9 protein-coding genes are annotated in these 12,698 nt (G+C 42.3%); 8 read left to right on the forward strand and 1 reads right to left on the reverse strand.

Annotated features, from left to right (window positions below):
- The first annotated feature begins 187 nt into the window (after positions 1 to 187).
- The 8 genes from CBX96_RS02780 (at position 188) to CBX96_RS02815 (ending at position 12,097) form a co-directional block, all read left to right on the forward strand.
- Complete coding sequence (locus tag CBX96_RS02780; protein ID WP_109285630.1) at positions 188 to 2,950, forward strand: TonB-dependent receptor; 2,763 nt, start codon at positions 188 to 190, stop codon at positions 2,948 to 2,950.
- 399 nt (positions 2,951 to 3,349) lie between these two features.
- Positions 3,350 to 6,331 (forward strand): TonB-dependent siderophore receptor, encoded by a 2,982-nt coding sequence (locus CBX96_RS02785; protein ID WP_109285631.1) that lies wholly within the window; start codon positions 3,350 to 3,352, stop codon positions 6,329 to 6,331.
- Positions 6,332 to 7,139: 808 nt separating this feature from the next.
- Positions 7,140 to 7,922: a DUF3450 domain-containing protein gene (locus CBX96_RS02790; RefSeq protein ID WP_011717519.1), complete on the forward strand. Its 783-nt coding sequence runs from the start codon at positions 7,140 to 7,142 to the stop codon at positions 7,920 to 7,922.
- Entirely contained in the window at positions 7,922 to 9,277 is a 1,356-nt protein-coding gene (locus tag CBX96_RS02795) for a MotA/TolQ/ExbB proton channel family protein (RefSeq protein ID WP_109285632.1), read from the forward strand. The genes CBX96_RS02790 and CBX96_RS02795 overlap by 1 nt, the downstream gene beginning before the upstream one ends.
- Entirely contained in the window at positions 9,277 to 9,804 is a 528-nt protein-coding gene (locus tag CBX96_RS02800; protein WP_011626575.1) for a MotA/TolQ/ExbB proton channel family protein, read from the forward strand. The genes CBX96_RS02795 and CBX96_RS02800 overlap by 1 nt, the downstream gene beginning before the upstream one ends.
- 13 nt (positions 9,805 to 9,817) lie before the next feature.
- Positions 9,818 to 10,222 (forward strand): biopolymer transporter ExbD, encoded by a 405-nt coding sequence (locus CBX96_RS02805; protein WP_011623215.1) that lies wholly within the window; start codon positions 9,818 to 9,820, stop codon positions 10,220 to 10,222.
- Between the two features lies 1 nt (position 10,223).
- The gene (locus tag CBX96_RS02810; RefSeq protein WP_109285633.1) at positions 10,224 to 10,847 is read left to right on the forward strand and encodes an energy transducer TonB; all 624 of its coding nucleotides are present in this window, start codon (positions 10,224 to 10,226) and stop codon (positions 10,845 to 10,847) included.
- 2 nt (positions 10,848 to 10,849) lie between these two features.
- A complete protein-coding gene (locus CBX96_RS02815) occupies positions 10,850 to 12,097 on the forward strand; it encodes a tetratricopeptide repeat protein (RefSeq protein ID WP_086902580.1) in 1,248 nt (415 codons plus the stop codon).
- 51 nt (positions 12,098 to 12,148) lie between these two features.
- Here CBX96_RS02815 and CBX96_RS02820 read toward each other — a convergent pair whose 3' ends face one another.
- Positions 12,149 to 12,658: a diguanylate cyclase domain-containing protein gene (locus tag CBX96_RS02820; protein ID WP_086902581.1), complete on the reverse strand. Its 510-nt coding sequence runs from the start codon at positions 12,656 to 12,658 to the stop codon at positions 12,149 to 12,151.
- Positions 12,659 to 12,698 lie beyond the last annotated feature (40 nt).

Raw genomic sequence — 12,698 nt, forward strand, 5'->3', positions numbered from 1 at the left:
AATCTCGATTGTTTAATTATTGAGCTTTGTGTTTCTTTTTGGTTTGTTTTGTGTTGATTTAATGTTAACCATATGGTTCTATTGAGTCCGCTGAGTACTCCGTAATTGTTCGAAGTGCTCCTGTATGAAGCTGCTAATAAGACCAGCACATAAATAATAAGAAACAATATGTATCGGGAGATAGACAATGCATAAGAATAACTTACTGGCCAAATCAGTGCGTTTTGCACTAATTGGTGGGATAACTGCTACGGTATTAAATGCACCTTTCACTTTTGCCGCAGAGGAAGATGGGGCAAAAGTTGAACGTATTGCAGTAACTGGTTCACGTATTAAACGTGCCGATATGGAAACTGCTAGCCCTGTGAGCGTAATTGATGCCTCGGCAATCATTTCATCTGGCGCAATTTCAGTGGATGAAGTTTTACAAAAAATGACATCAGCGGGTGGCGCAATGACCAACGCTGGTATCAACAACGGTTCGGGCGGTAATACTCGTATTAACTTAAGAGGCTTAGGTGAAAATCGTACGTTAGTTCTTGTTAATGGTCGCCGTATGATAGCATCTGGAACAGGTGCTGCTTCAAGTGTCGATCTTAACACTATTCCTGTTTCGATGATCCAACGCGTTGAAGTCCTTAAAGATGGTGCTTCTGCTATCTATGGTACTGATGCTATCGCTGGTGTGGTAAACGTTATTCTTAAGAGAGACTTTGAAGGTTTTGAAGTCAATGTTCAAACAGGGATTTCTGCTGAAGGCGATGCTGATGAGTCATCAATTGATATGACTTTGGGTAACACCTTCGATAAAGGTAATATCGTTGTTAGTGCTCAATATACTAAGCGCGGTGAAGCTAGCCAAGCTGACCGCGGTTTTTCTGACTGCCCGATAACTGAAACTAAACCAGATGCAAATGGTAATGTCAGTTTATATTGTGGAGGGAGTGGTTACGCTCAAGGCGGTCATGTTTGGGGGGATAACAACTTTGGAATCGTTGGAACGGGTCCTGATGGTGCATACGCTATTGGTGACAAAGGGCACTATGGTGAATATGTTGATGACGGTAAAGGAAAGCCCAAATTTAAATATTTTGATGGTATGTCTGAAGCTGATTTAAGCGGCCGAGGTGGTACTTATCATGATTATGTTACTGCTAATGATGCATATAACTATGCCAAAGATAGTTACCTTTTCACTCCTATGGAGCGCTTAAACCTGACTTTAGCAGGTACGTATGAGTTAACCGAAAATACTCGTTTCTTTACTGAAGCAATGTATTCCAAGCGTTGGTCAAATCAACAAATGGCACCTCAACCAATTTGGAATAATGATGCTTGGGTCTATAACCCTATTTCAGCCGGTGGCTGGATGACCGATGACTTACTTCCTTGGGTTCAACCAGGTGAAGAGTTAGCTTATGGTCGCCGTATGGTTGAATCTGGTACTCGTGATTTTGATCAAGTTGTAGATACAATTCGTATTGTTGTTGGTGTTGAAGGTGAGTTCGAAAACGGTTGGAGTTGGGATGCTTCATACAACAAGGGCCGAAATGACTCGGTTGATACACTAGCAAACTTACACAACTTAGGCTCAATTAACGCAGCGGTACTGGAAGGTACGTTTGATCCGTTCCTTCAGTCTTCATGGCAGGGTGAAAGCATTGCTCCATTTATCTACACCGAAGTGAATAGTGGTGGCAGTGAACTGGATATCGTTGCTGCAACTCTGTCGGGCGATATTGTCGAATTACCTGCTGGTATGATGGGATTTGCCGCTGGATATGAAAATCGTAAAGAGGCTGCAAAGTTCACTCCTGACTCACTGACTGCACAAGGACTCGCAAATGATCCTCGTGTTGAGCCAACAAGTGGAGATTTCAGCGTCAATGAAGTTTATGCAGAGTTAGCCATTCCATTGCTGAGTAACATACCTTTAGTTCAGCAATTAGATCTAAGCGCAGCAATGCGTTACTTCGACTACAGTACATTTGGTGATGATACCACATGGAAGCTGGGCTTAACTTGGCGTGTTTACGATGATTTAATGTTACGAGGCGGCTTATCTACTGCATTCCGCGCACCAACAGTTGATGAGTTGTATGGTGGTAAATCTCCATCATTTGAACAAATTGTTCACCCTGCAACCGAGCAAGATCAAGCAGAAGTAACTGTGGGTGGTAATGCGTTACTCACACCTGAAGAGGCCGACATTACAACTGTAGGTTTAGTGTACTCACCAAGCTTCGTAGAAGGCTTGTCTATGACAGTTGACTACTACGATATTGAGATTTCAAACACTATTACTTCTGTTGATAACAACTACATTGCAAACAAATGTATGGATGCAACGGGCAACCTTATCAATACAAACACAACACTGTGCCAATCTTCACACATCCAAATCGATAACAGTGGTCGAATTAAGTTCGATAACGGATTACAAAACATTGGTGCAACCAACACTTCTGGTTACGATATCAACGTTGCCTATGCATTTGATGCCTTAGGACTTGATTGGAAAGTAGGTTGGGATACGTCGATTTTAACTAACTATGAAGAGTTTGATCCTGATGGTAATCCTGTCGATTACCGTGGTTATGTCACTGGTGGTGTTGGTGCTTATGCCAAACTTAAGAGTAATATCAACCTTACTGCGACTGCCGATGACTGGAGCTTCACTTACGAGGCACGTTATATCGATGGTATGGATTCATTCGCGTGTATCGGTAAAGAATCTAGCTGCTATGCTCCATCAGTAGGTAGTGTTGTTTATCATGACCTATCAGGTTCATATGATTTAACGAATAATATTCGTTTATCAGGTGGTATTAACAACCTCTTTGATAAAGAGCCTCCTTACTACACTGGTAACAATGATTCGAACACTGACCCTTACACTTATGATGTGTTAGGCCGTTACTTCTTTGTTCGTGCAAGTATGAAGTTCTAAACTTAACTCGAAAGTTTTATGTGTTACAAAAAGGATTCTGACGTAATTCAGAATCCTTTTTTATTCTTTGCTGCATTATTTTGTCGATATTAAACATTTACTCTTTTATATCATTATGTTAACAAGTTTTCGGTTGCTTCTATCAATGAATTTCACCTCAGCATTATGCTATTTCTAACCGAAGAAATTCTTTGTTATGAATGAATGTATATGTTTTGAGTTGTTTGTTTTTGTAAACAATTTTGGGGCCAATGTTGATTAACTGTTTTAATTGTGATTCTATTACCTTGCTCGTGGTGGTATTTGTTGTCCGCTATGTGTGTTTGTTATGAGAAGATGCCTCGTTTGATAAAAGAGGCTGAACAATAAGAAGACATGGTACGTCCAGGGAGATAGACAATGTTAAGAAACAACCTATTAGCTAATTCAGTGCGTTTAGCGCTAGTTAGCGGTACGGCTTTGGCAGCATTAAGTTCTTTTACTGTAATGGCAGAGGAAGAAGCAAAAGATGCAAAGGTAGAGAAAAGCATTGAGAAGATTGAAGTTACTGGTTCACGTTTACGCTCAACTGACTTACAAGGCTTTTCACCAGTACAAGTAATCGGTGCGAGTGAGATTGACACTTCAAGCGTTGCTAACATCCAAGAGTTATTGTTAAAAAACCCTGCATTTGGTGCACCCGCTCTTAGCCGTACTAACTCAAACTTTTTGACTTCTGGTTCAGGTGTTGCAACGGTTGATTTGCGCAATTTGGGTACTGAGCGCACGTTAGTATTGGTCAACGGAAGACGTTATGTTTCTGGTGTTCCAGGTGATACCGCTGTAGACTTAAACACAATTCCTACGCAATTCATTGAGCGCGTTGAAATTATGACTGGTGGTGCATCTGCCGTTTATGGTTCTGATGCAGTAGCCGGTGTTGTTAACATTATTTATAAAAAAGAATTTGAAGGCATTGAATTTGACGTTCAGAGCGGTCAGAGCTCGGAAGGTGATAACGATGATGATCAAATTCAATTCACCATGGGTACAACTTCTGCGAATGGAAAGGGTAACTTCATGGTGCATGGTTCTTATACGAACCAAGGCGCAGTGTATTCAAGAGACCGTGCACGTTCAGCAGTTGACCAAATATCATTAGGTGCAGCTATCACTGGTCTTCCCGAAGATATGTTCACGCCGTATAGCCCTTACTACTCAAGTTATGCACCACAAGGTCGCTTCATCGCTGGCGGAAAATCATATACTTATGATAAGAATGGCGATTTTATTTCTGGTTTCTCTACCAACGGCACTGATACACGCGAGGCGGATGGTTATAACCGTAACGCCATTCGTACAATTGCAGTTCCTACTGAGCGTTATTTATTTGCAGCAACAGGAAAATATGAGTTTGCTGAGGGTTGGAATGCAACGCTTGAAGGGACTTATGCTTCAACTCAAACTCAAAGCCAGCTAGAGCCATTCGCTTTATCCTCTGTGGATATTTATCCTGGTTCGGGCGGACAGCTTCCAGTTGAATTTGAGCAATTCATTGAAAGTGCGACAAATCCAGGCGAGTACGAACGTACACTGGTTCGAAATGAGTTGATTCCTGATGAGCTATATAATTTAGCTACAGATACAAACGGTGACGGTATAAGAGATATATCATTTACTCGTCGCATGTCTGATATTGCTAACCGTGGTAGTCGTGCTGACCGTGATACCTTCAGGATCATGGCTGGTATTGACGGTGAAATCGCTGATGGTTGGTTCTTAGAGAGTTATTTCTCTTATGGTCAGAGCAAAGAAGGTCAGAACGGGACTGGGCAAGTTAACGTTTTGAACTTCAAGTCCGCACTTGAAGTTGTTAAAGATGAATTTGGAAACTTGATCTGTCGTGATGCATCTGCACGTGAACAGGGATGTGCTCCTATCAATATCTTTGGCGCGGGTACTGTATCTCCAGAAGCGGCGAAATACGTTAATGCACCAAGTTCTCTAAATACGTTGGCAACACAACAAGTTGCGGGTTTGAGTGTTTCAGGTGATCTTTTTGAACTACCTGCGGGATTTGTTGGGTTAGCTGCTGGTGCAGAATATCGTGAAGAATACGCTCGAAGTGAGTTTGATGCTTTACAACAAGCTGGTTTAAACGCTGGTAACGCTATCCCGAGCACTGAAGGTGAATTTGATGTTATGGAATATTTCACCGAAGTGAATGTTCCAATTTTGGCCGATGCATTTTTGGCGAAACAGTTGAATCTTCGTGGCGCTGTACGTTTTTCTGACTATTCAACCGTTGGCAATACTGAAAGCTGGAACGTTGCATTAGATTGGGCACCTATTGATGAAGTTCGTTTCCGTGCGATTCGTGCATTATCAACAAGAGCACCAAACATTGGTGAACTGTTTTCCCCACCAAGTCAAACTTTCCCTTCGGGTTTAACTGATCCTTGCTTAGGTGTAACTGCTACAACAACAGGCGCTCAAGCCGAAGCTTGCCGCTTGGATGCAGGTGTAATGGCAAACATTGCAGCCAATGGTGCATTTACATTAAATCAGTCCGATATTCAAGGTGTGAGTGGTTATAACCGTGGAAACCCAGACTTGGATGCTGAGAAAGGTAAATCATGGACATTCGGTGTGACTGTATCACCTGATGGTGTTCCTGTACTTGAAGACTTCGACTTCAACATTGATTACTTTGATATTGAAATTGAAGACGCAATCGTTAGTACTGGACGTCAATACATTCTGGACCAATGTTACGGTGGTGATGCGTCTTTATGTAGTTTCGTAACTCGTCGTCAAGCAGCTGAAGGCCCGAACAGCGCTGGATCTCTTGAGTATATTGACTCAGCTGTAACTAACAGTGGTGGTTTCGTAACTTCAGGTATTGACTATGTTATTACCTATTCTAAAGACTTCGAAGATTACGGGTTAGCAGGGCAATTGAATGGTCGCTTAGCTTATACTCATGTAATAAGCGGCTATGAAATTCCATTACCAGGCGCAGAGCGCGATAACTTTAATGGTGAAATCAATTCACCACAAGATAAGTTCTACTTATCTTTAGGTTATGCTATTGGCGATTTCAACATTGCTTGGAATACCACATACATCGGTGAAGCTTTCTTAGAAGACGGTTTCTTGTCTGGCTATGATTTAGCGCCTGAGTCTGTAGGTGTTGGTTCCGTTACTTATCATGATTTAAACATCGCTTATCAACCATTTGATATGGCTGAGTTTTATGTAGGTATCAATAACTTGTTTGACCAAGACCCACCACCAATTATCAGCGGCTTGCCAGGTAGTAGCACAGGTGTTGAAACTGCGGCTAGTAGCTATGACCCAATTGGTCGTCGTTATTATGCTGGTGTTCGACTCAAGTTCTAAACCTAGTTCAAAGCTAGATATTTAAAACTTTTCATACTCAATACCGACTGTGGCTCTTGCGGTCGGTATTTTTTATTTTTATGCAAAATTACCTTTTTTGTGGATTATGCTTGTGACTTTAACTCGGATATGACGCTCTTAGATTAGTTACTGCTGTCTACTAACAAAATTTATGGGGAGATAGTCAACATAACTTAGTACTACAGTTAATGCGCCTTTTTACTGCGTAAGTTCGGTGAGGGGAGTATATGGCATGTACGAAATGTCTAGCTTAACAGAATAGAGTATTCCAACCACACACCGTTTATTCGAAGTTATCGCTGCCTACGAGTTTGCAATACTTTTATGGTTTTCATGATTGTCGTAAGTGCATTAAATTGATATGTAAGGTTAATCTCCCATAAGCATTTATGCTGTTGTGTTGTCAATAAGGTTGCCACAATATCGTTATGTCTATAACCACTTTATCATTTAATTTCATAGGCTAATCGCATCAGCCTTTGCTTTTAAAATTGCTTATCTAAGCTTGTGAACTCTATTTTGTTTAAAAAAACACCTTTCGTAAAAAAATTCATAACTAAGACTTCTTTACACTAGTTTTTACGTGTCCCGAATGTTGACACAGGTCAACATTTTGTGAAATGATGCCAGCGGGTCTATGCCTGTAAAGGCATAGGAAAGGGAAGAAAAAACTAAGAATCACAAGAGAAAGATAGACTTACGGTAAGCATTTACTAAAGTAGATCTTACTTAAAGTGATGTTGCTGTTAAGTTAACTTTTTTATTCACTTCAAATTGGTTGGGAACTATGTCCAAGGTAAGCAATAGAACAAAAATCGCTACTGCACTTGTTGGCGTGCTGGCATTAGCGAGCAGCAACTTAGTAGTTGCAGATCCTCTTACCGACGTGCAAAAAGCGGATAGTATGATCCATGCTGATGCTGCTGCGTCGCAAAAGAATGTTGATAAGTATTTCGATCAAGCACAAGACATGCTTTTTGAGTATGGTTCTGTTGCTGATGAGCGTGAGTCACTGAAGTCCTATAACGATTACGTTGCCAGCTTAGTTGCTGACCAACAAAAAACGATGGACGCGATTCAAACTGACATTAACGGCGTAGATAAACTGCGTCAGGGCGTTGTGCCTTTAATGTTTAAAATGGTTGAGTCTTTAGAACAGTTCGTTCAATTAGATCTGCCATTTAACTCTGAAGTTCGCGCTAACCGCGTTAAAGAGTTAAAAACACTGTTAAACACTGCTGAAGTGACTTTAGCAGAAAAATACCGTTTGATTCTGGATGCGTACAGCATCGAGCGTGAATACGGTAGTGCTGTTGCAGTTAACCAAGGTAAATTGACCTTAGACGGTAAAGAAGTGTTAGTAGACTTCTTTAACTTAGGTCGCGTAGCTCTTTATGCTCAGAGCTTAGATCAAAAGACTGGCTGGATGTACAACCCAGAATCTAAGGGTTGGGATAAGTTAGATGACAGCTATTTGCGTGAACTGACAAAAGGTATCCGCATTGCCCGTAAACAAGGCGCTCTAGATCTATTCGCGTTACCAATTCCTGCTGCGGAGACTGCACAATAATGAAGAAGTTAATTACTACAGCTGTATTAGCTGCAAGTTTTTCTTTAACTGCTGGTATGGTTAGCGCTGCTGATGCGCCTAAGACCATCGATCAATTATTGCAGCAAGTTAAAGTTGATCGCGCTGCTGAAGGCAAAGTTAACAGCAAACGTGAACAAGAGTTCCAAGCTGAGCGTGGCGATAAAGCGGCACTGTTAAAGCGTGAAAAAGATGCTTTAGCGGCTGAGAAGCAACGCGGTAAAGACTTAAACCAAGCTTTCTTAGACAACGAGCGTAAAATTGCTCAGTTAGAAGAAGACCTGAAAACTGCTCAAGGTGACTTGGGTGAGATGTTCGGTGTGGTTAAAGGTGAAGCGGGCGATTTCGCTGGTAAGTTAGCCAGTTCAAACGTAAGTGCTCAATACCCAAATCGCGATAAGTTCATCGCTGATTTAGGTGCGCGTAAGCAATTACCAAAAATCGAAGAGTTAGAACAATTCTGGCAAGAACAATTATTCGAAATGGCGCAATCTGGTAAGGTTGTTAAATTCGAAGGTTCTGTAACGGGTATCGACGGTAGCGTTAAAAACACCACGATTCACCGTATCGGTACTTACAACTTAACTGCTGATGGTAAGTATGTTGTTTACAATCCAGAATTAGGTTTAATTCAAGAGTTATCACAACAGCCAGAAGGCTACCAAGTTAGTGCAGTAGGTAAGTGGGAGCAAACTACTTCAGGTACTGCGCCATTCTACATCGACCCTGCTCGTGGCGTTCTGTTAAACATCTTCACTAACAAAGCAAGCTTTGAAGATCGTTTAGAAGCGGGTGGTACTATCGGTTACATCATTATCGCTCTGTTAGCATTAGGTCTGTTGATCTCTATCGAACGTTTAGTGACTATGACTATCATCGGCGCTCGTGTTAACAGCCAACGTAAGAACATTGATAAACCAGGTAACAACGCATTAGGTCGCATCCTGAAAGTGTATCAAGAGAACAAAGACGTTGACGTTGAAACATTAGAGCTGAAACTTGACGAAGCGATTCTGAAAGAAACGCCAGCGTTAGAGTCTCGCATTTCAATCATCAAAGTTCTGGCCGCTATCGCACCTATGATGGGTCTGTTAGGTACAGTAACAGGTATGATTGCAACCTTCCAAAGTATCCAATTGTTCGGTACTGGCGATCCAAAACTGATGGCTGGCGGTATTTCTATGGCGCTGATCACTACAGTTCAAGGTCTGGTTGCGGCTCTGCCTCTGATGTTAATGCACGCAGTTGTTGTTGCTCGTAGCAAATCAATCGTGCAAGTTCTTGAAGAGCAAAGTGCTGGTATCATCGCAGCGCACGCTGAGAAGAGGGCTGACTAATGATGATTCACCTGATGGACATATGGGATTCCGTCAGGGGCTTCATGGCCTCCGGAGGCGACGTCCTCTGGTTAGTAGCGTTTGTGCTGTTCTTAATGTGGGTATTGATGCTTGAGCGTTACTGGTATCTTAATTGGATATCACCAAAGCAACATAAAGCAATCATAGCTGCATGGGATGCTAGAGAGGAAACTACCTCTTGGTATGCACACCGTATCCGTGAAGCTTGGCTGTCCCAAGCGAAGCAAGATTTGAATGCACGTATGCTGGTCATTAAAACCTTAGTAGCGATTTGTCCTATGATAGGTTTGTTAGGTACTGTTACCGGTATGATTTCAGTGTTCGATGTGATGGCAGTTCAGGGGACGAGTAATGCTCGTTTAATGGCGGCTGGTATTTCAATGGCAACAATGCCCACTATGGCGGGGATGGTTGCAGCATTATCGGGAGTATTCTTCAGTACTCGCCTTGATGCCAAAATGAAAATCAGCTTAGAAAAGCTAAAAGACAGCATGCCGCACCACTAGAGAGAGATTGAACATGGCACGTAAAAAGCATTCCAGTGTAGACGAGGAAGCGCAAATTGATATGACACCGATGCTCGACATCGTGTTCATCATGCTGATCTTCTTCATTGTAACAACGTCATTCGTGAAACCATCTGGTTTGGACTATAACAAACCAAAAGCTTCACAAGCGACTTCTAAGCCTTCGGCTAACATCTTTATCGGCGTCAGCAAAACTGGCGTGATCATGATGGAAAACCGTCAGGTTGATATCGAGCGTGTAACTGCAAACGTTGAGCGTATGCTAGCTGAAGCGCCTGAAGCAGCAGTGCTGATCCAGGCCGACAAAGATACGCAACACGGCTTAGTTGTTAAAGTTCTAGACCAAGTCAAAGCGGCTGGTATAGATAAGATTTCGGTATCTGCGGGGAACGATTAATATGCTAAGAGCACTAGTATCAATCATTATTGGTGCTGCTGTGACTTTTGGTCTGTTCGCTTTTATGGCGTTCTTGGTCGGTGGTGGGGCGCAACGCGCTGAAACATCGGCCGAGACCCCTGTAATTGAAATCACCATGGATAGACAGGATGCAAAAGCACAGAATAAGCCAAGGGTAGTGCCTAAGCCGCCACCACCACCAGAGCAACCACAAAAGCCTGATACTACGCCACCAGACACTTCATCAAATATTGATACGTCTATGGCGTTCAATATGGGTGGTGTTGAAGCGGGTGGTCATAGTGCCGGTGGTTTCAAATTGGGTAACATGATGACACGTGACGGTGATGCAACACCTATCGTCCGTATCGAACCACAATATCCAATTGCAGCGGCGCGTGACGGAAAAGAAGGTTGGGTGCAGTTACGCTTTACGATTAACGAATTAGGTGGTGTAGATGACGTTGAAGTTATCCAAGCTGAACCTAAACGTTTATTCGACAAAGAAGCAATTCGTGCACTGAAGAAGTGGAAGTACAAGCCAAAGATTGTTGACGGCAAGCCACTAAAACAACCAGGCATGACAGTACAACTAGACTTCACTTTAGATAAAGGAGGCAAATAACAATGCGTAATGCTAATAAAATCGCAGTTGCGTTATTACTGTCCCTTTGTGGTGGTGCCTTATCTGTTTCTTCAGCAGTTGCGGCTGAGAAATGTGAAATCGATAAGCGCCAATCTAAAGCGGTAGGTGAAAGTGCTGCGAAGAAGGTTCAGAAATCCTTTGAAGCTTACACCAATGGCCAGCTTGATGAAGCGATTGCCGTATTGTTGGAAGCCAACCCAAAGAACGATTTCGATAAAGCGTATGTTGCGCGTATGCTCGGTAACTTCTATGCCGAAAAAGGCAAGATGGATACTGCGATCAAGTACCTAAAACAAGCCGTTGAGGCGGATATTTTAGGTGGAACAGATCACGCGGCGACACTGCGCCTCTATGCCGACTTATTGCTACAAGAGAAGAAGTTTAAGGAAGCGATTCCTTACTATTACAAGTGGATGGACTTCACTTGTAAGGCTGACTCTCAAATGTATCGTCGTATCGGTATTGCTTACACAGAACTGAAACAGTGGGACAAAGTGATTGAAGTGGCTGATAAAGGTCTTTCACTCGCCGAAGCTCCTGATAAAGGTCTGTATCAGATGAAACTGACGTCTTACTTCAACCAGAAGAAGTATAAAAAAGCCGTTGGTGTGTTAGAAGTCATGGTGCCGTTATTCCCGGATGATGGCAGATTATGGGTTCAGTTAGCACAGTTTTATCTGATGGTAGAAGACTATGATAAGTCGCTAGCGACTTATGATTTGGCTTACCGTAATGGTTTCTTGGATACTGGAGCTAACATCACTCGTTTAGCTCAGCTGATGGCACAGAAAGGTGCGCCATATCAAGCAGCTAAAGTATTCCAAAAGAACATGAAGTCGGGCCTCATCACTGAAGATGCTAAATCTTACGAGATTTTGGCTGGTTTCTACCAAAACGCGAAAGAGTTCAAAGAAGCTGCTGAGTTTTATGGAAAAGCGGCTGCTATCAATAACGATGGCAAGCTGTACCTGAAACAAGGTCGTTTACTGAGCTTGAATGAGAAATACTCTGAAGCGATTCCAGTGCTTGAGAAAGCCATCTCTTTAGGTATCGAACATCCAGGTGAAGCAAACTTCGAATTGGCGTTAGCCCATTTAAGTTTGAAACAGTACAAGTCAGCTTATAACCGCGCTGTATTAGCCGCGAAGGATAAGAAGACTGAGAAGAGTGCAAACAGCTATATCGCTTATATCAAAGAAAAAGCGCGTATGCACAACGTTGAACTGTAATTCACTGTATTCGCAATGCAGATCTAAAAAGCCCCGTAAGGGGCTTTTTCTTTATTGCAGCTTGATAAGCACTTGGGATTGTTGCTGATTCCGTTCAAGCTCAAGTGATAGCTTTGAGACATTATTAAATAAGGATTCGATACGCTTTTCTTGGGTAGGTAAGCACAGGCAAGCGGCAAGTTTATAATCGATTTTCAGTTTGTGATTTTTACCAAATTCTTGATTAAATTCTTGAATATGTTGTTCGATACGCTTTAACACCACCTCAGTACCTTCCTCATCAATATTGAAAAGTCCTAACGCAAAATGGTTGTGATCTAACCTTGCAATCAAATCTGTCGCCCGTAGCAGTGCTTCTTGTACCTGTTTAGTAAAGAATTCGAGTAAATGGGGTTGTTTGACGGTTTCATGAATGTGAGGGCACAGATACAATAACGCCAAGCTTTGCTGCTCACGTATGTGCCTGTGCCACTCTCGGTTGAATACCTCCATGAAATAGGTTTGGTTATAGACCCCTGTTTCAGGATCCCTAAAACCTGAGTTACGAAATGAGTAGATCATAGATGAATCCCGTAAGCAGACTTTGAACTAAGTATAGGAA

Source organism: Shewanella sp. BC20, from assembly GCF_003129585.1.
In the GTDB taxonomy this organism is placed as follows: Bacteria; Pseudomonadota; Gammaproteobacteria; order Enterobacterales; family Shewanellaceae; genus Shewanella; species Shewanella seohaensis.

What these genes read in the sequence shown, in the direction of transcription:
- CBX96_RS02780 (WP_109285630.1), top strand. Translation starts at nt 188, where the DNA reads ATGCATAAGAATAACTTACTGGCCAAATCAGTGCGTTTTGCACTAATT.
- CBX96_RS02785 (WP_109285631.1), top strand. Translation starts at nt 3,350, where the DNA reads ATGTTAAGAAACAACCTATTAGCTAATTCAGTGCGTTTAGCGCTAGTT.
- CBX96_RS02790 (WP_011717519.1), top strand. Translation starts at nt 7,140, where the DNA reads ATGTCCAAGGTAAGCAATAGAACAAAAATCGCTACTGCACTTGTTGGC.
- CBX96_RS02795 (WP_109285632.1), top strand. Translation starts at nt 7,922, where the DNA reads ATGAAGAAGTTAATTACTACAGCTGTATTAGCTGCAAGTTTTTCTTTA.
- CBX96_RS02800 (WP_011626575.1), top strand. Translation starts at nt 9,277, where the DNA reads ATGATGATTCACCTGATGGACATATGGGATTCCGTCAGGGGCTTCATG.
- CBX96_RS02805 (WP_011623215.1), top strand. Translation starts at nt 9,818, where the DNA reads ATGGCACGTAAAAAGCATTCCAGTGTAGACGAGGAAGCGCAAATTGAT.
- CBX96_RS02810 (WP_109285633.1), top strand. Translation starts at nt 10,224, where the DNA reads ATGCTAAGAGCACTAGTATCAATCATTATTGGTGCTGCTGTGACTTTT.
- CBX96_RS02815 (WP_086902580.1), top strand. Translation starts at nt 10,850, where the DNA reads ATGCGTAATGCTAATAAAATCGCAGTTGCGTTATTACTGTCCCTTTGT.
- CBX96_RS02820 (WP_086902581.1), bottom strand. Translation starts at nt 12,658, where the DNA reads ATGATCTACTCATTTCGTAACTCAGGTTTTAGGGATCCTGAAACAGGG.